Origin of the sequence: Dinoroseobacter sp. S76 (assembly GCF_049801095.1) — a bacterium.
Lineage (GTDB): Bacteria > Pseudomonadota > Alphaproteobacteria > Rhodobacterales > Rhodobacteraceae > Dinoroseobacter.
The window spans coordinates 1-21,927 of sequence record NZ_JBNAGH010000015.1 but is presented as its reverse complement, the minus strand read 5'-3'; the positions used below and the strand labels follow the sequence as shown (position 1 = coordinate 21,927).

The following is a 21,927-nucleotide window of genomic DNA, read 5'->3' as shown; positions in this document are numbered from 1 at the left end:
AGGCCTGGGGTCTATGGGGCATGGGAGGGGCTTTCAGGCGGGCCTGGGCTCAGGAGATCACGGTGTTCGGGGCGCCAAGGCGTTGGGCCATGTCGGAAAATCCGGACAGATAGACATCCGCGACGCGCTTGGATTGTGCCGTGAGGCTGGCCGGATCAAAGGTCAGGGCCTTGTCCAAGGCATCGGCGACCTCGTGAAACTCGACGCCTGCGGGCATCTCCGGGACATCCCAGCTGTCGCGGAAGCCGACAATCTTGCGCACCCCCGGCATCAGCCCGACCCGCGGGCGGTCAAAGGCAAAGGAGGTGATGAAGCCATGCAGGCTGGTGCCGATATAGGCCTGGGAGCCGGCAATCAGGGACATGATGTCATTGACCGACAGATCCAGAGGCGCGACCCCGAACCAGCTCTCACTGCCGAGCAGAGCGTCGAGCCGCTGACCGGTGACCTGATCGTCATGACCCGAGGCCCGTCCGATGGCAAAGGACATCACGTTCAGCCCGGTCCGGGCATGGACCTCGCGGAGCTGATTGGCCAGCTCCTGCTCATGGCCGCGGACCCATCCTTCGGCGGATTGCACACAGATATAGGGCCCATCGCCGAGCCCGGCCTGCTGAACGATCCGGGCGCGGCTCGCGGCCTTCTGGGTCTCGCTGAGCAGGCGGGCCATGATCACGGCACTGTCGGGCAGGACCTGTGGCGCGGGCAGGCCCCGGGCCGCCAGCCCATCTGCGGTGATCTGGTCGCGCGTGCAGAGCCAGGCGGCGCGCTCCAGCGCCTGCACCTGCCAGGCCTTCTGGGCGGGGGAGAGTTCCTTGAAGGTGGTGCCGCCCACCGCATTGTAGAGAATATCGGTGCGCTCCGGCGCGGCGAAACTCTGGGGGTCGATAGTCCAGGGCTGCAGGTTCGGGCAGCCATAATAGCGCCGCCACATGGGATCCCATGCTGCATATCCCGTCCGGTAATGGACCCGCTGCAGGATCTGGCGGCTGAACCATTCCGGCACATGGTGTTCGGCCATCTGCGTCCATGTGGGGGCCAGCACCTCGCCGCCGCTGACCACGATGAGATGGCGGGCCTCTGCCGGGATCTTGCGGCGATAGAGATCGCGCAAGGGCGCGCAGACCACGCCCCCCTCGGAGGTCAGATCCGCCGCGCGCAGGGCGTAGAATGTCGGCGTGACCTCGGGCCAGGCCTTGGCACAGAGATATTCCGACACTTTGGCAAACAGGACATCGCCATAGTTGAACCGGTCAAAGGCCCCGAGAATAGAGATAGCCGGTTCATGCTGTTCAAGCGTCATCACAGCGCTCCTGTTTCTTGAATGTCGCAAGTGTGAGTTGTGGGTGTGTGTGGGTGGTGAAACCTGGGCTGCCTGTGGGCCCTGTCGGGGCGCGCAGGCGCTTTGAAGGATCCGTTCTGTATCGTCACAGCCGGTCTGACAGTGGGGCACTCAGACCCGTGATGGGCAAAGAGCCGAGGCGCTTTGCGACCATCAGGTTGGAGATCTGAGGCGTGTTGGGAAGGGGCCGTCTCGCTTGAGGGCGTGTCTGGCCGCGCGGGACGGGGCGTCATGGGGGCGCCGATAGACCGTGGCGGGAGGATGCAGCGTGTTCTGGCGGGTATAACTGGCGCCCCGTCTTTGGGGGCTGCCTTGCCCATCCGCGAGCTCCGATTGCGGGCTCTCTTCGGTGGCCGCACTGGGGGCGACGGCAAAATTGGTGCCCATCGCCAGCAGGATCCACAGGAAGGCCTGTGTCCCGCTCCAGACCGCGACCGTGCCCAGGGCCACAAAGAGGCCCACAAAGCCAATCAGATAATTGCGCCGGTATTTTTGCAGCACGGGCGAGAGATCCTTGCGGCGCACCAGCATGAAAATCATCATGGCAAACGCTCCCATCTGCAGGAAGAAGGCCGGGAAGCCCCCCCGCATCGCGGTCAGCAGCCACTGGTTGTCCACGGAGCTGCCCATATAGGAGGGGCGCACCCAATCCCGCAGGCCCAGGCCAAAGATCGGGTTATCCCAGACATTCATCATGCCATATTCGAAGATCAGAACGCGCCAGTAGGCCGTGCCGGCAGAGAAGGCCAGCCGGGTCGAGATGGCAATGATCGCAGGCCGATCCGACAGCACCTCGACGATCAGGAAGGAGATCACGAACAAAAGGATCAGCAGCTTCCAGCGGTTGCGCGACATCACCCCCCAGCTCAGCAGCGCCAGCTGGATCATGAGCGCCAGATAGGCGCCACTGGAGAGCGAGGTGAACACCACCAGAATGCAGCAGCTCGCAAAGAAGAACTGCGCCTGACGACTGTCAAAGACGGACAGGAAATGCATCATCCCAAAGCCCCAGAACACGCCGAACAGGATCGGATGCTCCAGATTGCCCTGCACCCGGTCAAAGCCCAGACGGGCCGGATAGCCGATGGTGGCATTGCCATGGATATCGATGAACGGGCCGAGCAGCTCGAACAGGATGAACCGTTCCGTGGTCAGCTCGATCAGGGCAATGGGGGTGATGAAGAGCAGGCAATAGGCAAAGAAACGCCAGAAAAACCGGTACGCTTCCGGTTGGGACAGGATAATGCGCCCAAGCGCATAGGCCCCGAGGGTTTCAACCACCTGCAGCCCGGCAAATTGCAGCCGGGGCAGCCCGTTATTGATCAAGACAGAGAGAAAGACCCAGAACGCGTAGCAGATCACCATCCCGTCGACCCATGTCAGCTTGTAACGGGGGCTGAACAGCAACAGGCTGACACTGGGAATGAAGGCGAGCGTCAGCACCAGTCGGGGAAAGCCCATGGTGATGGTGCCCAGGGTAATGGTCCCGGGGATCAGGTAGGACAGCAGAAAGACAATGATCGCGCCCATGGCCAGTCCGCTGACCGTATTGGCCTGGGGGGTGGCGGGGTTGATGCTGGCGTTGCTCATGACTGTACTCGAAATACGGACTGATCTGACATGCTTATAGGAGATCTTACGCGAAAACCCTGCGTCCCGTTAGTGTGGCGCGATGCCATGCAGGTCAAGTTTGGGCACAAAGACGTTGCCATTTCGTGTGTATCCATGGGCTGGTTTGCGCCGAGCGCGGCAGAATTGTGCACCAGAGCCCAATAAGCGGTTCAGAACCAGCCGCCAATCGCCCTGAGGCAGCCCCTCTGGAACCATCTTGGGGGCGTGGCGGGACCACATCAGCTCAATGCATCAGGCCAATACATCAGGCCTGTGCGCAGCGCGGCGCGTCAGTCCTGTTCATTTTGGAAGAAGACGAACTCGTCATCGGCATCACCGGTGCCAAAGAGGAGCCTCATGTTCTGATGGAGGGTGTCGTCCGGATCCGGGGGCGGGATCTTGATCTCGGCAGGGGCGGGTCTGCGTGGGGCGAGCGGAAGATGGATCGGTCGGCGTCGGGCGCGCAGGTTCATGGGACCCTCCCGCATGCGGCCTGACCCTGCATGGCACATGGTGGTCCATGATCGCGCAAGGGCCCCGGTCGCCGGACAGGCGCATCTGGTCCAGCGCGGGGTCTGGCATGGGGCAGCGCCAGGGCAGGGTCAGGGGCAGGGTTCGGGGGTGCATTTGGGGCTGGGGCGTTCTGACCGAGGCCACAAGACAGGTCGGGATGCGGACCGGTGCGCGGCACTGCCGACCGATCACGCTCTGCTTCAGCGTCTCTGCACGGGGGAGAGGGGGTGTGTCTGTCGGATCCGGACCCGAGGGCGTGTCGTCGCCTCAGCTCCGGCACCCTTCGGAGCGACGCGTGAGGGCGCGACATGTCTGTCAGGATGGGGCGCATGGGCATCAGATCCACGTCTCTCTGGGATATGCGCCGATCCTGTGTCCCGTCAGGGGGAACAGAGGAGGGGCGCCCCTGTTGGGAGCAACACGCTGCCAGCCGGGAGATGGGGACAGGGCACCCGCCCCGGCAGGTGCAGAGGTCGCAGGCAGCCAAGAGCCCGGCATGGCTTTATAGGTGCAGAGCGTATGTATCCCTGCCTCCGGCGTTTAGTGTCTAGATTTTTGAACTGGTATGTTCCCGACATGGACTGTGCACGCGGAGGTCGCCGCCGTCCACATCGCCACAACACATACTTAGTTCGCGTTACATATAGTCTACACCGGATATAGAGGTGAACTGCGGTCAGCAGGTGGCAGGATCATGTCTTTGTCCTGCTGAGACAGGGTTTCTGAGGGGATCGCGCATGTGCGGCTCCCTGGGCAGGATCTCGCGTATGGGCTCTGGTCGCGCGCGGAACGCGCCGCGATGCTCCGCCGTGACCCCAGGGGCGCGGCAGGCGGCGGGCGCGCGGTCTGTCCAGGCGTCTCCGGCGCCGAAGGACGGCTCAGGCGCCTGCGATGAACCCCTGCAGCCGGGCAATGAGCGCGGCCTTCTCCGAAGGCGCGTCGCAAGCGGGGTCTGCGGCGGAGGGACCGCTCAGATCGCTGGCCAGCAGGGGCGCGATCTCTTCGGCGGCGAAGGCCACATGCACGCCGGCGAGGCGGGCGACCTCGCGGGCCGTGGCCATCTGGTGATCGTTGCGATGCTCGCCAAGCTCATGGCGGCGCGGCAGCAGGATGACCGGCTTGTCGTGGCGACGGGCGGATAGAACCGTGCCCATGCCCGCATGTCCCACCACAACGCGGGCGGCTTTGAAACACTCATCGAACCGCCCCGGTGTGAGATGCTCATGCAGCTCCAGCGCCCCCCAGCGGGCCGCATCCTCTGCGCCATGGGGGCCGGTCTGTGCAATGACCGGCTCGCCCAGTGTGGGGGCCAGTTCCGCCATGGTATCGATCAGCCGGATGAAGGGCAGCTGCGTGCCGACGGTGACAAAGATCATAGGATCGATCCCGCATATTCTGCGCCGGAGGCCTCCGCCACATGGGGCCATTGGCTGAGCCACAGATCCGCAAAGCGGCGCGCAGCGCGCCCGGACATCGACATCTCTTCGGCATTGGCCACGCTGTCCAGCCAGATGGTGCGCGCGCCCATCATCTTGCCCAGAGCCAGGGCCATCACCCCGGGCAGGGCCCCGGTCGAGAGCACCACATGGGGGCGATAGGAGAGCATGAGCCGCCCCAGCGCCCAGCCACAGGCCAGAATCGCGCGTTTATCGTCCCGGTTGCAATCCGGCACGATGCGAAACGGGGTGGCCTCGAAGCGCTCGGGCAATTCGGCAATGGTCGTGACATGCAGCGCGTCTTGCCCGGCCCAGGCCGCGCGGACTTCCATCAACTGCTGCCAGTGGCCTCCGCCGGATGCGATCACCAGAATACGGGATGTCATGGGGTAGGGTGTCCTTGCATGAGCGCATTGAGCAGATCCGGCCGGATCAACCGGATCAAGGTGATATGTGGCGGGCGCACCGTGTCTCCCACGAGGTCATCCGCAGATGGGGGAGAGGGCGATGCTCAGCCCTGACAGAGCAGGTCCGCGCTTGCCGGGCTGTCGGCCTGGGGACGTTAGAGGAGACTCTATCAAATGCGGTCAAGGCCTATCCCGCGTCTTGGGCCAAATTCGGTTTTGAATGCGATGCGATTGCAGCGCCCTGTGCGGCCATCTGGTCGGTTTGACGGCAAAATTTGGAGCCTTTCGCCGCAGAATGGCGCGTGGAATTGTGTTCTTTACCTTTCGCCGCTAACCCAAAGCCGGGCCTTTTTGCGCCCTGTGTCTGGGTGTGGACCTGCTGCGGGGTCTCAGGCCCGTTCACTCCCCTGTTGCGGGCATTGCCGAGGACCTCATGTCGACACATTCTTCCGATCCTTGTCCTGCCGATGGAAGCACGCCCGAGACGCCCACGCCCCGGGTCGCGCTGATTATCCCGCATTACAATGACACGGACCGGCTGGTCACCTGCCTGACCGCTCTGCTGCCGCAAAAGCATCCGGATGTGGAACTGGTTGTGGTCGATAACGGCTCGACCCAGGACCTGACCCCGGCCCAGGATCTGCTCGCGCAATACGGGCCCGAGGCGCGTCTGGTGGTCGAGGATGGCAAGGGGGCGGCCCTTGCACGCAATCGGGGCGTGGCGGAGACCCGGGCGCCGCATCTGCTGTTTCTCGATGCCGATTGTGTGCCGGATGCCGATTGGCTCAAGACAGCCTGTGCGCTTGCAGGGGCTGATCAGGTCATTGGCGGGCGGATCGATGTTTTTGACGAAACGCCGCCCCCCCGCTCTGGCGCCGAGGCCTTCGAGACGGTGTTTGCCTTCCACCAACAGACCTATATCGCGCAGAACGGATTTTCCGTGACCGCCAATCTCTTGACAACGCGCGCCGTGTTTTCCCGCACGGGCCCGTTCATCAATGCCCTGTCCGAGGATCTGGATTGGTGCCATCGGGCCGTGGCGACAGGCGCCCCCCTGACCTATGAACAGGATTTGCGGGTGCTCCATCCGACGCGGCAGGATTGGCCGGCCCTGCGCAAGAAATGGGTGCGGATCACCAAGGAGAGCTTTGCCACCTATGGGACGACACCCCGTGCCCGGTTGGGCTGGGCGATCCGGGCGGTGACCGTTCTGGGCTCGGGCGTGGTGTTTATTCCCAAGGTCCTCCGTCATGAGGCCCTGAGTGGTGTCGAAAAGGGCCGGGCTGTGGGCACCTTGCTACGGCTGCGCAGCTTGCGGGCCTATTGGATGCTGGGGCAGGCCATCCGCGGCGCGGTCTGAAGGGGTCTGACGGGGTCTGATCGGGCAGGTTTGAGCCCCAGATCATCCCGAGACATCAGCGTTCTGCCGGGCCGGGTGTTTCCTTTCGATCTGCGTGGATGAGGATGCCTCTTTGCGCCCCCGGATGCGGCATGCCTGCGGGCCTGTCACCTCCCAGGCGGTGACGGCCTGCTATTCCGCGCAGGCCCGGGCATAGAGATCCTCGTGCCGGATGATGTCATCCTCGCCCAGATAGGCCCCGGTCTGCACCTCGATCAGCACCATGGGCACCTTGCCGGGGTTCTCCAGCCGGTGTCGGGCCCCGAGCGGGATATGGACCGACTGGCTTTCGGCCACGAGCCGCACCTCATTGCCCACGGTGACCTGGGCCGTGCCTTCGACGACGATCCAGTGCTCGGCCCGGTGGAGATGGGATTGCAGGGAGAGCGCGCCGCCCGGTTTGACCACGATCCGCTTGACCTGAAACCGGTCTGACAGGGCCAGGGTCTCGAACCAGCCCCAGGGCCGGAAGTCCCGGGCAAAGGAGTCCGCCTGCCGCGCGCGCTTGACCTTGAGCGTGTCGACCACGTCGCGCACCTCCTGGGTGCGGGTGGCATCGGCCACAAGCACTGCATCGGGCAGGGCCACGACCACCGTATCCTTGAGGCCCAGCCCCACCACCTCGAGCCCATCGGCCCCGGAATGGAGCAGGGTGCTCTCGCAATCGAGCGCTGTGGCCGGGCCTTCGGTGACCACGCCCCGGGCATCGGGTCCGGCCTCGCGCCAGACCGCCTCCCAATCGCCGAGATCGGACCAGGCCCCGTCATAGGGCGCCACACTGAGATTATCGGCCCGCTCCATCACCCCGTGATCGATCGAGATCTCGGGCACCTCTGCCCAGGGCACCGGATCGAGCCGGTAGAAATTCAGATCCGCCCGGGCGCCTGCGACCGCAGCGGCCACCGGGTCCAGAAGTTCGGGCAGATGGGCCGCCACGGCGGCGCGCAAGGTGGCCGCCGAAAAGAGGAAGATCCCCGCATTCCAGAGGGAGCCGCCGTCCTCGAGCAGGCGCGCGGCGGTCTCCGCATCGGGCTTTTCCACAAAGCTGCGCAGGGGGCGGACGCTCTGTGCGGTCTCGCCCGGGGCGGGCGGGGTCGGGTCGAGCCAGCCATAGCCCGTCTCGGCCCGGCGCGGCGTGATGCCGAAGGTGACGATCCGGCCCGCCTGAGCCGCAGGCACCGCCCGGGTGGCGGTCTCGGCAAAGCCCGCCTCATCGGGGATCACATGATCCGAAGGCATGACCAGCATCAGGGCTTCGGGATCCGCAGCCTCGAGCCAGAGCGCCGCGGCCAGCACCGCGGGGCCCGTATTGCGGGCCGCAGGCTCGATGAGGAGGGTCGCCTCCTCCTGCCCGATCTCGGTCAGCTGTTCGGAGGCGATGAAGCGAAAGGCCTCGCCCGTGACCACCACCGGAGGCGCGATCTGAGCGTCCGTGGCCCCCGCGAGCCGCCCGGCCGCGGCCTGAAACAGGCTGTGGCGCGCCCCGGCCAGGGGGGCGAATTGCTTGGGATAGCTCTTGCGCGAGAGCGGCCAGAGCCGGGTGCCGGAGCCACCGCAGAGGATGACAGGGGTGATCATGGGGGTGATCATGGGAGTGGCGCATCCTCGCAGGCAGACAGGGTTAAGATCTGGGTAACGACTGGAGGTTAACCAATCCTTAGCCACGTCCTGGCCGGGGCATTGGTCCGTGCGTGGCCCGGGTCCGGCTGCGCCTGCGCGCGGGTTCAGATCCGGCCTGTGAATGCCAGCAGGGTGAGCGCGGCCCGGCCCGCGGGGCTGTCGCGGCGAATGCCTGCTTCGCGCAGGGCCCGCACCCGGCGCGGACCCGCCCGCCCCAGATCCGCCCGCAGCCGTGCCACCTGTGCCCGGTGATCCGGGGTGAGATGCTCGGCCACGGCCCAGAGGGCGGCGAGATTGTCCTGCATCCAGCCGCGATAGGTGCCGTTCAGGCTCAACCAGATCCGGCGCATCCCGGCCCGGGCCCCGCGATGGGCGCCCAGCACATTCCCCTCATGCTGGCGGTAATAGAGCCTCTGACCCCGGTCATAGGCGATTGTCCCCCCGGCGCCGGTGATCAGCAGATAGAGCCACCAGTCATGATAGGGCACTGTCTCGGGCGGTCCGGCGCGACGTACGAGATCCGCCGCAGCCGGGCTCAGCGCCACGGTATTGCCCGCGATGATGTTCTGCACGAGGGCGTTTTCAAAGCCCGGGGCTGCTCCGCGGCTGCGGATCTGGCGGATCGGGCGCAGCTCGGGATCGGTGAGCACCGTGTTCGACGCATAGAGCACGCAGGCCTCCGCCGGGTGCCGGGCGAGATGGTCCCGGGCCTGGGCCAGCCGGTCCGGCATCCAGACATCATCCTGATCCGAGAGCGCGATCATGGCCCCGTCCCGCGGCAGCTCCGGATGGCACAGGAGCGACAGGAAATTCGCCGAAGCGCCCTGGCGCGGCCCCTCCAGAAGGCGGATCTGACGGGTGGGATGGGCCTCGGCAAACCCCGCCAGCACCGCCCGCGTGTCATCCTGCGACCCATCATCGGAGACCCAGAGCGACCAGTCCCCATGGCTCTGGGCGGCGAAACTGTCGAGCTGGGCGCGCAAATGGGGCCCGCCATTATAGGTGGCCATGAGAATGCGCATATGCCCCCCGACCGCCTCGGTCCGGGGGGGCGGGGCAGGGGCGGGCTCAGGCATTCAGGATTTCGCGATGATACCGGCGCAGGAAGACCAGCCCGACCACCATCAACACGCCGCTGACCACGAAGACATAGGTCGGGCTGACATAGGAGGCGTCATAGCCCACATAGAAGGCGCTGCGCATGATCCCGGTCAGATGCACCGTGGGCAGGTACCACAGATAGTCGCGCACGAGATCCGGCACGGTCTCGAAGAGAAAGAAGATGCAGGACAGGATGAAAAGCGGACGGGTGAGGATTGACCAGAACCGCTGCCAGATCGGGAACATGGAGAAGAGAAAGCAGTTCATCGTCCCGACCCCGAGGGCAAGGGCCGTGGTCATGGCAAAGCCGAGGGCGATCCGATCGAGCTCGAGCGTGGTGCGGGTGTCGAAGAACAGCAGGATCCCGGTGAAAATGATATAGGCCACCATCAGCTGGGTCAGCGTGTTCAGCACGAAGCGCGCGATCATCGCATCGATATAGGTGACCCCCGGATAGGCCAGCAATTGGCGCGAAAACAGGATCGACAGGGCGATCTTGCCGCTCACATCCAGAAACATCAGGAAGGGGATCAGGCCCGTGGCATAGAAGATCACGAAGACGGTCCCCATGGGGGGCGATTTGAAGCCCGCCGAAAAGACCAGGGTCAGCAGGGCAATCCCGCCCACGGGCTCCAGCACGGCCCAGATATACCCCCCCGGCGAGCGGCCATAGGTGGTCGCCATCTCCCGCAGCATCAGGGCAATCACCGTGCGCAGGGTCGCAAAGGGCCGCTGGCCCACCGGGCGCAGCTTTGGCTCCTGCGGCGGGGCTGTGTCGACAGGGATGTCTGAGGCGGGCGGGGGGCTCATGACAGGTCGAACCGATTGGGACAAACTGGCTCTTGGTATGACCCAAGCCGGGTCCGAATACAATTTCCACCATGGGCTGGCCCGCCGGGCGAAACGCCACGCAAGACCTGGACCGAGGCTCCGTGCCGCGCGGGGACAGCGCGCCCAATGCTGGCAAAGGCCGGAATTTTTCTATAGCAGGGAGACAGGAGCCTGCGGCGCGCCGCCCTCCCATCGTCTCAGAGGACCCTGTCCCGTGACCCAATCGAAAGCGTCCCTGCCTGTGTCGTCAGATCCCGCCAAGCCCGCCGCCGCCCGACAGCAGACCGAGACCGGTCCGAAACCCGTGGCGACGCCCCAGGCCCCCCAGCCCCCCCGGCCAGCGCCCGCCGCCCAGACGCCAGCCCAGACCCCGGCCGCAGAGCAGGTCCCCGCGCAGCCACAGGCCCAGACCCCTGTGCACCCCCCCGCGCAATCTCCGGCACAAAAGCCCGCGCAAAACGCGGGGCCCAGGGTCAAAAACAAGGTCAAACCGGGACAGGCTCAGGGACAGGGCCAGCCCCGTGCCGCGCAGCCCGCAGGTCCCGCCCCGGCGGCCAAGGCTGCGCCGCCCGCACAAAAACAGGCCCAGCCCCCCGGACAGGGCAAAGCCAAGGCCAAGCCGCAAGACGCCGCCTCCAAGGCCCAGCCAGCCCCAGTCGCAACCCCGGCCCAGGCCAGGGGTAACGCCCCAAAACCCGGCGGCCCCGCACAACGCCCGGCACAAGCCGCGCAACAGGCGGTCGCCCCCGCGCCGGTCCCGCCCCCCGCGACACCGGCCAAGGGGGCGCGGCGCCATCTCCTTCTGCTGTTGAGTTTCGTCGCCATGGTCTTGCTGCCCGTGGCGCTCTCGGGAGGCTATCTCTGGACCCGGGCTGTGGACCAATACGCCTCCTATGTGGGGTTCTCCGTGCGTACCGAAGAGGTCGGCTCGGCCATCGAGCTTCTGGGCGGGGTGACGGAGCTCTCGGGCTCCTCGAGCTCGGATACGGATATCCTCTACAAGTTCCTCCAGAGCCAGGAGCTCGTGGCCAATATCGATGCCGAACTGGACCTGCGGGAGATCTGGTCCAAGGCGGATCCGGCGGTGGATCCGGTCTTTGCCTATGAGCCCCCGGGCACGATCGAGGATCTGGTGGAGCATTGGGAACGCAAGGTGGCGATCTATTACGACAGCGGCTCAGGCCTGCTGGATCTGCGGATCCTGGCCTTTGCCCCCGAAGATGCCCAGGCCATCAGCACGGCGATCTTCGAAAAGAGCAGCGCGATGATCAATCAGCTCTCGACGCTCGCCCGGGAGGATGCGATCGGCTATGCCCGCGACGAACTCGATCAGGCGGTGATCCGGCTGCGCGAGGCGCGGGTGGCGCTGAACGCCTTCCGCAACCGCACCCAGATCGTGGATCCCACCATCGATACCCAAAGCCAGATGGGTCTGCTGACCAATCTCGAGGCCCAGCTGGCCGATGCCCTGATCGAGGTGGATCTCTTGCGCGAAACCACGCGCCCCGGGGATCCCCGGATCACGCAAGGCGAGCTGCGGGTCGAGGTGATCGAGCGCCGGATCGCGGAAGAGCGCCGCCAGATGGGCCTTGGCGGCGGTAGCTCGGATGAGCGTTCGGTCTTTGCGGATCTGGTGGGCGAGTATGAGACCCTGGCCGTGGATCTGGAATTTGCCCAGCAGAGCTATGTGGCGGCCCTCGCGGCCTTTGATGCGGCCCGCAACGAGGCCCGGCGCCAGAGCCGCTATCTCGCAGCCCATGTGCGCCCGACCCTGGCCGAGCAGTCGAAATATCCCGAGCGCGGGTTCCTGCTGGGGCTGATTGCGCTCTTTTCCTTCCTAGCCTGGTCGATTACGGCCCTGATCGCCTATTCCCTGCGGGATCGGCGCTGAGATCCCCATGGGACAGGCTCAGGAGTAGAGGCCCGACGCGATGATCCGGTTCGAGAACCTCACCAAACGCTTCGTTCTGCATGGTCAGTCCAAGATGGTGATGAAGGATGTCAATCTGACAATCCCCTCGCGTACTTCCGTGGCGCTCTTGGGGCGCAACGGGGCGGGCAAATCGACCCTCTTGCGGATGATCGCGGGCACCATGGACATCACCTCCGGGCGGATCCTCTCAACCGGGTCGATCTCCTGGCCCGTGGGGTTTGCCGGATCTTTCCACCGGGACCTGACCGGGTCCCAGAACACCAAGTTCATCGCCCGGGTCTACGGAGTGGATACGGATGCCCTGACGGATTTCGTCGAGGATTTCGCCGAGCTCGGCAAGCATTTCCGCCTGCCCCTGCGCAGCTATTCTTCGGGCATGAAATCGCGCCTAGCCTTTGGGGTCTCCATGGGGATCGGCTTTGATACCTATCTGGTGGACGAGGTCACCTCTGTGGGGGATGCAGCGTTCCGCTCAAAAGCCACGAAAGTGTTCAACGCCCGCATGGCCAAAGCCGGAGCCATCGTGGTCAGCCACTCCATGCCGCAGATCCGCCAGATGTGCGACTCCGCCATGATCCTGGAAGGTGGTCAGGCGTATTATTTCGAGGATCTGGAAGAAGCCATTGCCTTGCATGAAAGCCATATGACCCGCTAGGCCACGCGGTGGATTGGAGTTGAACAGGCTTTGGGCCGCCAGTAAAGCTGGCCACCGGAGGAGCTGTTTCCGCACCGACGGTGCGAGCCTTGGAGAGTAGCATGCAGATCACCTTGCATATTGGAATGAACAAGGTTGGGTCGAGCGCTTTGCAAGCCTACTGCATGCAGAACCGGTCAGCCTTACTCAAAAGACATGGTATTCTCTATCCGGAAACAGGCCTTGGCAAAGGAACCGATGGGCGTGGTATTCATATCGGTATCACCCGCGCCTTTGAGAAAGATCCTGCCAAGCTTCCGCAGTTGCGCGCCTCATTGGATGCGGAGATCGCCAAGGCGAAACCGCGTCATGTTTTCATCAGTTCGGAGTTCTTTGTCCGCCAGAAAGACATCAAGGCCGTGGGGGCGTTCTTCGAAGGTCATGAGGTCGAGGTTCTGGTCTACCTACGGCGCCATGATTACTGGACGTCATCGCTTTACTCTCAGGCGGTCAAGACTGTCGTCACACCGGCCTGGGAGCCTGGCATCGAGAACTTCATCGCGCATCACAAGAAGCGCAAGCGGTCCTATTTCTACTTTCTGTATCTGCTGAACAGCTGGGCAGAGGTTTTCGGGCGCGATGCCATGAAGGTCCGGGTGAATGAGCGTAGCCAGGTGACAGATGTCGTCAGTGATGCGTTGCGCCTGATTGGCGCCGCAGACATGCTCACCACCCATCCGCAGAAGCACGGGGCGGTGAATGCTTCGCTTTCACATAGCCAAGTTTATCTGATCGATACGCTGCGTGGCCTCAGTATGGATGCGGGACTGCGCAAAAAGCTCTCGAATGTCATTTTGTCCCATGAGAGTCCCAAGAGTAAGGGCCTGTTGCTGTCACAGGAACAGGCCCAACAGATTGTCGAAGACCACATGCCGGAATACGCAGAGATCGCACGCACCTATCTTGGACGTGCGGATGGCCGACTATTCTACGATCCGATGCCGAAGGAAGAGGCCGTCTCCTAGATCACCCTCTGCATTTTGAGGCTTTGGTCAGAAGGACAGGCATAGATGCGATTTCGGAGCCCAGGACAGATCCGCTCAGAACCGTACAAGCACCTGTCAACTTGAGACGGAGGATCCGTCCGGCAGCAGGCCCGTCTTCGGCTTGCGGTTGACCTGACGCAGCCAGGGTGCGCGGGTGTCCTTGACCTCTTTCATCCACTCAGCCTCTTCCTCGCGGAAGCGGGTGGCGAATTCCACGTTCCGGCTGGTGCCGAGCTTGCCATGTTCGGTGGACAGATCCCCGACCGGGATTGCCGGCTCGCCGATATGATGGGCGATCACGTTGACGACCTCATGGGCGCTCATGGCGGTGATCACCTCATAGCTCAGGCGCAGGGGGGTGAGGCCATATTCCTTGAACATCGCCTCGGTGCCGATCTCCTTGTTCAGAAGATGGCGGACCCAGTAATTGATCTTCTCGCGGTCATAGACAAATTTCGCCTCGGCCGCCGCCCGGCTTTCGGAATCCGAATGGGCCTTATGGGTCACCTGGGTGACATCCATCTTGTAGAGCGACACGGCCTGCTGGACGATGTCCTGACGGATCAGCCAGAAACACGGCGCGCTCCGAAAATACTCCATGAAGGCTGCAACGGATCCAAAGGTGACCCGGATCTGATAGAAGGTCGCCTCGAAGCCGAAGACGCCATGGGTGTTCCGGCGGCGGCGCAGCACCTCGATATACTGATCCATGTTGGACGCGTTCAGCGCCTTGGACATGCGCGGCACAAAGCTGGGATTGAAGCACTCGCCGGGATCGCTCAGCCGGCCCGTTTGCTTGGCGATATCCGTCAGCCAGGAACTGCCCGACCGCGCGGTAAAATAGATGGCGTATGTCTTGTCTGCAGCTGGCTTGTTGCGGAGCAGTCGATCAAAGCGCGCCTGATCAAATTCAGAGGAATCGAAAAGTTGTTTTTTCATAAGCGCGAAAGAACCATGTGCGGAGGATCAGCTCTTTGCCGGGCTTACCGAAACATGCCGTCGCGCGCAATCGCCATCCCCGGTGGGACCTATACCAGATCGATGGCCGTGCTCAGAAGTGACACATCCGTAACCCCGATCAGCAAAACGCTGCCTGTCGCGCCAAAGTCGAGCAGGAGCCCCTCGGCCTGCGCCTCGGCAAAGGGGGCCAGGGTTTCGGCAGTGACCGGACCACCGCCCAGCAGGTCCGGGGCCAAGCGCAACCGATCCTCACCAATGGTGAGATCCTCGATCACGTCATGGCCAGTCTCGAAGACGAAGGTATCTGCTCCGGCGCCGCCACTGAGCCGGTCATTGCCCACCCCGCCGACCATATAATCACGCCCGTTCTGACCGAAGAGATGGTCATCGCCGTCGCGCCCATGGAGGGTGTCGTTGCCATCACCGGCCCAGAGGCTGTTATTGCCGCTATCTCCGCGCACCCGGTCCTCGAACTGCGTGCCCTGCAGATCCTCGACACTGTCATAGCTGTCGCCTGCAGCCTCACCGGTGTTGAGATGCGCGAATTGCAGATCTGCGAGCACGCCGCTGTTCGCTTTCCAATAGGCCGCCCGGTCTGTCCCTGCGCCCCCGACCAACTGGTCACCCCCGGCGCCGCCGAGCAGAATGTCGTCGCCCTCTTCCCCCACCAGCCGGTCATTGCCACCCCGCCCGTGGAGCACATCGTCACCCGCGCCGCCTAAAAGCGTGTTCACACCATTATTGCCACGCAAATCGTCCCGGTATTGGCCGCCCTGCAAATCCTCGATGCTGGCATAGGTGTCGCCCGCGGCCTCGCCCGTGTTCGAGCCAGAAAACTGCAGATCTGCCAGCACGCCGGAGCCGGCTTTCCAATAGGCAGCGCGATCGGTGCCCGCGCCCCCGATCAACTGGTCGCTCCCGGCGCCGCCGAGCAGAATGTCATCGCCTGCGTCCCCCACCAGCCGGTCATTGCCGCCGCGCCCGTGGAGCGTATCGTCTCCCGCGCCGCCCCAGAGCGTGTTCACACCATTATTGCCACGCAGGTCGTCTCGGAACTGGCTGCCCTGCAGGTCTTCGATACTGGCATAGGTGTCGCCTGCGGCCTCGCCCGTATTCGCGCCGGAAAACTGCAGATCCGCGAGCACGCCGCTATTGGCTTTCCAATAGGCGGCCCGGTCCGTGCCTGCGCCCCCTTCGAGCTGGTCCGCGCCCGTCCCACCGAGCAGCACGTCATTGCCAGCGTCCCCCACCAGCCGGTCATTGCCGCCGCGCCCGTGGAGCACATCGTCTCCCGCACCGCCCCAGAGCGTGTTCGCCGCCCCGTTGCCGCGCAGGTCGTCCCGGTACTTGCTGCCCTGCAGATCCTCGATGCTGGCATAGGTGTCGCCCGCTGCATCGCCCGTATTCACATGGGCAAATTCCAGATCCGCGAGGATCGCGGCATTGGCGCTATAGTAAGCCGCCCGGTCCGTGCCCGCGCCGCCATCGAGATGGTCCTTGCCCGCGCCCCCCTGCAGCAGGTCATTGCCCGCTCCGCCGATCAGCTCATCATCGCCACCGCGCCCCTGGAGGCTGTCATCCCCATCATTGCCCAGCAGGGTATTGGCCCCGTTATTGCCGCGCAGATCGTCCCGGTACTTGCTGCCGATCAGGACCTCGATGCTGCTATAGGTGTCGCCCGCGGCTTCGCCCGTATTGAACTGGGCAAATTGCAGATCCACCAGAAGGCCCGCTCCGGACGTCCAATAGGCGGCGCGGTCCGTGCCTGCGCCCCCTTCGAGCCGGTCGGCCCCGGCCCCGCCCAAGAGCGTGTCATCGCCATCGGCCCCGACCAGCCGGTCATTGCCGCCGCGCCCGTGGAGCGTGTCGTTCCCATCATTGCCCCAGATCGTATTCGCGGCCCCGTCACCCCGCAGATCATCCTGGTAATTGGTGCCCTGCAGGTGCTCGATGCTGACATAGGTATCGCCCGCAGCCTCGCCGGTATTGGCATGGGAAAACTGCAGATCCGCCAGGAGACCGGCGCTTGCGGTCCAATAGGCGGCCCGGTCCGTGCCCGCGCCCCCTTCGAGGCGGTCCGCTCCGACCCCGCCGAGCAACAGGTCATCGCCATTATAGCCGCGCAGGACATTGTCATATTCGTTGCCGTGGATCGTGTCGGCGACATTGGAGCCCTCAAAGAGGATCTGCACGGGGTTGGAGGTCAGCCCCTCGAACATCGTCAGATGCACCCGGCTGAGATTGAGCACATCCAGCGCGCCCAACAGGGTCGGATCATAGGGCGTGTTATCCGGGTTATGCAGGTAGAGCACCTCATCGCCAAAGCTCAGGCGGGCGCCATCGCTGGTCGCGGTGATGGTGAGTTGCTCGATACTGCGCAGCATCGTCCAAGCAGACAGATCGAGCCCATCCTCCAGAATGTCGAAATCGAGGATATGGTCTTCCATGCCATCGGCGCTGAGCAGGAACAGATCGGGGCCGGCCCCGCCCCGCAATTCATCCACCCCGTCCCCATCCAGCAGCAGATCCGCGCCCGCCTGGCCCAGCAGGATGTCATTGCCAGCCCCGCCAATGAGCAAATCCTCACCGGATGTGCCCGACAGGGTCCCGCCATTGTCCCAGGCCACCAGAACCGAGCCGGTCGGGCCGAACGGGACGACGATCTGGGTCACGCCCGGTTCCAGCTCCGATCCCGCGAAGATCTGCAGCGCGTCGGAGGTCGCATTGACGGCCAGGGTCACGACATTGGCGAGAGACACATCCTGAGTGTCTGCCAGCGTTTCCAGATGAAAGAGCCGCCCGCCCGGCAGCAGCTCGAAAAGCGAGATCCCGTCATCGGCCCCGCCCGCGATCACATAGCTGCGGCCATCGGCCTGGATCGTCTCGAGGCTGGTCACCTGCGAAAACCGGGTGTCCAGATCGTCGATGATGTGATCCCGGGGGATGAGTTCTCCACCCGGGGTGATCTCGATCACGCTCAGGGAAGACGAGCCCGCGCTGCCGACAATCGCATAGGCCCGGCCATCGACATCCAGCACCTCAAGCTGGGTGGGAACAGAGATCCCCAGCCCATCCTCGGCCCCGAGTGTATCCACAAGAGCGGAGCCTCCCGTGGGGTTCAGACTGTAGAGAAGGACCCCGTCACTCTCGAGATCGAGCACCACGCGATAGCTTTGTCCCCCGAAGGTCAGCAGAGCATCCACCGGCGCGGACCCGTCCAGGGCGGGCGGCGTGGTCAGATCCTGCTGGCCCGCATAGGTCGCCGTGCCGGTCTCGGAGAGGGCATAGGCGGTCACGGTGCCACCCGCCGGGCTGGTGGCATAAAGCTGGGTGCCGCTGGCGGTCTGTCCGATCTGAAGATCCGTGACAGTCGCAGCGGTCTGATCCACTGCGACCGGATCGGTCAGCGTCGTGATATGGATAGTTTGCGCCACTTTGGCCCCCTTGGACAATCTGCGCTGCGTCTGCGCACAGGTTCGCAGCGCCTCGGGTCGCGCGCGGGGGAGGCTCGGGGCAAAAGGTTGGCGTTTGGGGCGAATTTTATCCGCCTCATCCTCTCGGGGTCAGACGGGGCTGGCGCTCCGTGCAACAGGGGCCCCAGCCAGGCAGGCAGCCCGGCCCCCGCAGCGCTGGACAGCCCCGATGGAGGGGTTAGCCTTGGGGCAGAGACCGATGGGAAGGATCATCATGGGGCGCGGGCTTGCTCTGATTTTCTGCTGTATGGCCAGCTTCGCTCAGGCGCAGGATCCGGCTCAGAACCGGCCCGATGCCGGAGGGCTGCACACGCAGATCCATCGCCCGGAGCTCAGGGGGATCTGCGGCGCCGGACGGCAGGGGGAGGCGGGCTGTGCCGCGATCCGGGCGCGCAAGATCCTCGATGCGCAGGTCCCGCCCTGGCGGGCCATCGGGCGGGTGAATTTCGCGAGCCTGCAGATCCGCAGCCATTGCACGGGCACACTGGTGGCCGAGGCGGTGGTGCTGACCGCGGCCCATTGCCTTTACAACTATGCGCGCAAGGCCTGGATCCCGGCCCAGAGCCTGCGCTTTGTCGCGGGCTACCAGCGGGGCACGGGGATCGGGGTGGCCGGGGTGCGCCGCTATGTGCTCGACCCGGTGCAGGATCCGACAAGCCGGGATTTCCGCGGTGGGATTGCCGAGGATTGGGCGCTTCTGTTGCTCGACACGCCCCTGGGGGCGGAGGCCGGGATCCTGCCCCTGGCCCGAGATGGGGCCCGAGACATGACCGGGGAAAGGGCGGATCCCGATGCCCTTGCGGGCTATGCCGGGCTGCGGCCCCATGTACTGTCCCTGGCCGAGGGCTGCGGACCCGGGCAGATGCGGGCGGAGGGCAGGGTCCTCGACACCCCATGCCCGGCCATGCAGGGCGATAGCGGTGCGCCGCTTCTGGCCCTGACAGAGAGCGGCCCGGTGATCCTCGGGGTGCTGTCGGCTGTGGCCAGCACCGGGGACGGGTTGCGCAGCCTGGGCATTCCGGCCGCGCGGATCCCGGACCCGGCCGGGCTGACGCCCTGAGCCGCGCTGCGGGCCGGATGCAGGGGCAGGGGTAGGGGGCTTTCCCGAACACCTCCCCCAGAGATCTCCCCACGGACCTCCCCACTGGGCCAGATCAGCGCTAGACAGGGGAAACGGGTCTGGTTCAGGCTCTGAATAAGGCTCTTCAAAAGGCAAACGCGCGGTGCAGACCCCCTATATCTCGGCGATCTATCCGCTGCCCGGCGCCGATGAGACCCGCCCGGTGGCGCAGTTTCTCAGCGAGACCGGCCAGAATACCGGCAATCTGATCTTCTCCGCCGCCGTGCTGCGGCTGGTGCGCGGGCTGGCGCGCGCCCCGCGCGAGATCACGGATCTGAGCGAGATCGCCGAGGCCTGCGACGGGGTGGTGCTGGCGGCGGCCAATTGGCTGCAACCGGCCCGGGATCTGGGCGAAATGGCGGCCCTGATCGAGGAGATGGACAAGCCCACCGTGGTGCTCGGGCTCGGGGCCCAGGCGCAAGGCGACCAGATCCCGGAACTGCCCAAGGGGAGCCTGCGCTTTCTCAAGGTCGTCTCCGAGCGCAGCGCCTCGATCTCCGTGCGGGGCACGTTCAGCGCCGAGGTGCTGGCCCATTACGGCATTCACAATGTGACCGTGACCGGCTGCCCCTCGCTGCTCTACCATCTGGATCGCCCGGCCGAGATTGCCCTCCGCGCGCCGGAGGATCCGGACCGCCCCCTGCGGCTGGGGCTGAATGGCGATCTGCCGGGGGATCGGCTGCCCGCGCGGGACACGCCGCGCCATAGGCGGGGCCGGTTCATGCTGCGCGAGGCGGTGCGGCTCGGGGCGCATTATACGGCCCAGACCGAGCTGCCCCTGATGCGGGTGGCGCGGGGGGATTTGCCCCCGGATGATCCGGCCTGGCCTCTGCTGTCCCAGGCGCTGGAGATCCCGGATCCGGCCCGGCTCGCCGCCTGGGCCGCCACCCATGTCCGGATGTTTGGCCGGGCCGAGGATTGGATCGCCTGGGCCGGGACCCGGGATCTGGTGATCGGCACGCGGCTCCACGGGGTGATTGCCGCCCTTCTGGCGGGTCGGCCCGCGCTGCTTCTGACCCATGACAGCCGCACCGCCGAGATGGCCCGGGAAGCCGCCATTCCCGCCCTGGAGGCCGACCCGGTCCTGGCCGAAGGCGCGCTGGATCCCCGGGACCTGCTGAGCCGGATCGACCCGGCGGCGTTCAACCGCCGACAGCGGGCCTACAGGGCGCGTTTTGTGGCCTTTCTGGACCAGAACGCGGTGCCGCACCGCCTGAGCCCACCGCCCGGGCCGCGCCATTGACAGGCCCCAACCTGCCGGTCAGAACATCGCCACCCCCCGTGTTCACAGCGCAAAGGCCGCCCATGACTGAGACGATCCTGCTGACCGGTGGCGCGGGTTATATCGGGTCCCATACCTATGTCGCCCTGAAGGCGGCGGGCTATGAGGTGGTGATCCTCGACAACTTCTCCAATGCGGCCGAGGATGTGCCCGACCGGCTCGAACTGATCACCGGTGGCCCGGTGCAGGTCTATAAGGGCTCGGTTCTGGACCGGCCGCTGCTGGCCCGCCTTTTCGCCGAAACCCAGATCGATGCGGTCGTCCATTTCGCCGCGCGCAAGGCGGTGGGCGAGAGCGTGGTGAAGCCGCTGGAGTATTTCGAGACGAACTGTTCCGGGCTGGTCGGGCTCCTTCAGGAGATGGACGCAGCCGGGGTGCATCGCCTGGTCTTTTCCTCCTCCGCCACGGTCTACGGCGTTCCCGATGAGACCCCGACCCCGGAAACCGCCCCGCATCGGCACATCAACCCCTATGGGCTGAGCAAGATCACCGGCGAGCTTGTGCTCGATGCCCTGGCCAAATCCGACCCGAAATGGGCCTTTGGCATCCTGCGCTATTTCAACCCCGCAGGCGCCCATAGCTCGACCCTGATCGGCGAGGACCCGTCGGATATTCCCAACAATCTGATCCCCTACATCGCCCAGGTCGCCATGGGGCAGCGCCCCGTCCTGCAGGTCTTTGGCAATGACTACCCGACCCCGGACGGGACCGGGTTGCGGGACTACATCCATGTGGAGGATCTCGCCGAGGGGCATGTGCTCTCCCTGCAGGCGCTGCTGAGCACCGGGCAGAGCCATCTGGTCAATCTGGGCACCGGTGCGGGGCATTCCGTGCTGGACATGATCGCCGCCTATTCCAAGGCCTGTGGCCGGGATCTGCCCTATGAGATCGTCGACCGCCGCCCCGGAGACGTGCCGGTCTATTGCGCCCAGGTGGACAAGGCGCGCGAGGTGCTGGGCTTTGAAGCCAGGCGGGATGTGGAGGCCATGTGCGCCTCCAGCTGGGCCTGGGTTCAGGCCCGGGCGCGGGGCAACGCCTATTGAGGCCCAGATTGCGACCCTGAGAGCGCCGCATGACGGCTCCCTGGGGGCGCTAAATTCACATAATTCCGATTACAGGGGGCGATACCGGGGGGCGCGTTCCAAACGCAAGAGCGACACCCCCATCGGCCCCCGCACAGCCCGAACGCCCTCGCGCGTCGGTCTTCCGCGCGATCACG

General features: G+C 65.0%; 18 protein-coding genes. 7 read left to right on the top strand and 11 right to left on the bottom strand.

All coding sequences use genetic code 11. From position 1 onward, the window contains the following. Nucleotides 1–49 precede the first annotated feature (49 nt). The 5 genes from ACP153_RS21535 to ACP153_RS21515 all read right to left on the bottom strand — a co-directional run bounded on the left by ACP153_RS21535 (nucleotide 50) and on the right by ACP153_RS21515 (nucleotide 5,288). Complete coding sequence (locus tag ACP153_RS21535; RefSeq protein ID WP_424973075.1) at nucleotides 50–1,303, bottom strand: polysaccharide pyruvyl transferase family protein; 1,254 nt, start codon at nucleotides 1,301–1,303, stop codon at nucleotides 50–52. A 192-nt stretch (nucleotides 1,304–1,495) separates the two neighbouring features. Further along, nucleotides 1,496–2,932 (bottom strand): O-antigen ligase family protein, encoded by a 1,437-nt coding sequence (locus ACP153_RS21530; protein ID WP_424973074.1) that lies wholly within the window; start codon nucleotides 2,930–2,932, stop codon nucleotides 1,496–1,498. Nucleotides 2,933–3,243: 311 nt separating this feature from the next. After that, nucleotides 3,244–3,426, bottom strand: coding sequence for a hypothetical protein (locus ACP153_RS21525; RefSeq protein WP_424973073.1), 183 nt, complete (start codon nucleotides 3,424–3,426; stop codon nucleotides 3,244–3,246). Nucleotides 3,427–4,344: 918 nt separating this feature from the next. Further along, the gene (locus tag ACP153_RS21520) at nucleotides 4,345–4,842 is read right to left on the bottom strand and encodes a glycosyltransferase (RefSeq protein ID WP_424973072.1); all 498 of its coding nucleotides are present in this window, start codon (nucleotides 4,840–4,842) and stop codon (nucleotides 4,345–4,347) included. Continuing rightward, nucleotides 4,839–5,288, bottom strand: a complete 450-nt coding sequence (locus tag ACP153_RS21515) for a UDP-N-acetylglucosamine--LPS N-acetylglucosamine transferase (protein WP_424973071.1) — start codon at nucleotides 5,286–5,288, stop codon at nucleotides 4,839–4,841. Before ACP153_RS21515 ends, ACP153_RS21520 begins: the two co-directional genes overlap by 4 nt. A 454-nt stretch (nucleotides 5,289–5,742) precedes the next feature. Here ACP153_RS21515 and ACP153_RS21510 point away from each other — a divergent pair, with 454 nt between their 5' ends. Continuing rightward, nucleotides 5,743–6,669, top strand: coding sequence for a glycosyltransferase family 2 protein (locus tag ACP153_RS21510; RefSeq protein ID WP_424973070.1), 927 nt, complete (start codon nucleotides 5,743–5,745; stop codon nucleotides 6,667–6,669). Between the two features lie 171 nt (nucleotides 6,670–6,840). On the opposite strand, the gene ACP153_RS21505 is transcribed toward ACP153_RS21510, so the two are convergent. From ACP153_RS21505 to ACP153_RS21490, 4 genes are all read right to left on the bottom strand, one after another. Then, nucleotides 6,841–8,286: a mannose-1-phosphate guanylyltransferase/mannose-6-phosphate isomerase gene (locus ACP153_RS21505; protein ID WP_424973106.1), complete on the bottom strand. Its 1,446-nt coding sequence runs from the start codon at nucleotides 8,284–8,286 to the stop codon at nucleotides 6,841–6,843. A gap of 146 nt (nucleotides 8,287–8,432) precedes the next feature. Continuing rightward, nucleotides 8,433–9,404 carry a glycosyltransferase family 2 protein gene (locus ACP153_RS21500; RefSeq protein WP_424973069.1) on the bottom strand — a complete coding sequence of 324 codons (972 nt, stop codon included), beginning with the start codon at nucleotides 9,402–9,404 and terminating at the stop codon, nucleotides 8,433–8,435. After that, nucleotides 9,397–10,239: an ABC transporter permease gene (locus ACP153_RS21495; protein ID WP_424973068.1), complete on the bottom strand. Its 843-nt coding sequence runs from the start codon at nucleotides 10,237–10,239 to the stop codon at nucleotides 9,397–9,399. The genes ACP153_RS21500 and ACP153_RS21495 overlap by 8 nt, the downstream gene beginning before the upstream one ends. 268 nt (nucleotides 10,240–10,507) lie before the next feature. Then, nucleotides 10,508–10,885 (bottom strand): hypothetical protein, encoded by a 378-nt coding sequence (locus tag ACP153_RS21490; RefSeq protein WP_424973067.1) that lies wholly within the window; start codon nucleotides 10,883–10,885, stop codon nucleotides 10,508–10,510. Nucleotides 10,886–11,068: 183 nt separating this feature from the next. Between ACP153_RS21490 and ACP153_RS21485 the strand changes: the two genes are divergently transcribed. From ACP153_RS21485 to ACP153_RS21475, 3 genes are all read left to right on the top strand, one after another. After that, the gene (locus ACP153_RS21485; RefSeq protein ID WP_424973066.1) at nucleotides 11,069–12,151 is read left to right on the top strand and encodes a capsule biosynthesis protein; all 1,083 of its coding nucleotides are present in this window, start codon (nucleotides 11,069–11,071) and stop codon (nucleotides 12,149–12,151) included. Between the two features lie 40 nt (nucleotides 12,152–12,191). After that, the gene (locus ACP153_RS21480; protein ID WP_424973065.1) at nucleotides 12,192–12,848 is read left to right on the top strand and encodes an ABC transporter ATP-binding protein; all 657 of its coding nucleotides are present in this window, start codon (nucleotides 12,192–12,194) and stop codon (nucleotides 12,846–12,848) included. A 101-nt stretch (nucleotides 12,849–12,949) separates the two neighbouring features. Next, a complete protein-coding gene (locus ACP153_RS21475) occupies nucleotides 12,950–13,852 on the top strand; it encodes a hypothetical protein (protein WP_424973064.1) in 903 nt (300 codons plus the stop codon). Nucleotides 13,853–13,948: 96 nt separating this feature from the next. Here ACP153_RS21475 and ACP153_RS21470 read toward each other — a convergent pair whose 3' ends face one another. Next, nucleotides 13,949–14,812 carry a Stf0 family sulfotransferase gene (locus ACP153_RS21470; RefSeq protein ID WP_424973063.1) on the bottom strand — a complete coding sequence of 288 codons (864 nt, stop codon included), beginning with the start codon at nucleotides 14,810–14,812 and terminating at the stop codon, nucleotides 13,949–13,951. Nucleotides 14,813–14,901: 89 nt separating this feature from the next. Next, on the bottom strand, nucleotides 14,902–18,267 hold the full coding sequence (locus tag ACP153_RS21465) for a calcium-binding protein (protein ID WP_424973062.1): 3,366 nt from the start codon (nucleotides 18,265–18,267) through the stop codon (nucleotides 14,902–14,904). Between the two features lie 286 nt (nucleotides 18,268–18,553). Between ACP153_RS21465 and ACP153_RS21460 the strand changes: the two genes are divergently transcribed. The 3 genes from ACP153_RS21460 to galE all read left to right on the top strand — a co-directional run bounded on the left by ACP153_RS21460 (nucleotide 18,554) and on the right by galE (nucleotide 21,751). Continuing rightward, nucleotides 18,554–19,366: a trypsin-like serine peptidase gene (locus tag ACP153_RS21460; RefSeq protein ID WP_424973061.1), complete on the top strand. Its 813-nt coding sequence runs from the start codon at nucleotides 18,554–18,556 to the stop codon at nucleotides 19,364–19,366. A 163-nt stretch (nucleotides 19,367–19,529) separates the two neighbouring features. Beyond that, a complete protein-coding gene (locus ACP153_RS21455; RefSeq protein ID WP_424973060.1) occupies nucleotides 19,530–20,669 on the top strand; it encodes a polysaccharide pyruvyl transferase family protein in 1,140 nt (379 codons plus the stop codon). 62 nt (nucleotides 20,670–20,731) lie between these two features. Further along, nucleotides 20,732–21,751 (top strand): UDP-glucose 4-epimerase GalE, encoded by a 1,020-nt coding sequence (galE, locus tag ACP153_RS21450; protein WP_424973059.1) that lies wholly within the window; start codon nucleotides 20,732–20,734, stop codon nucleotides 21,749–21,751. Nucleotides 21,752–21,927 lie beyond the last annotated feature (176 nt).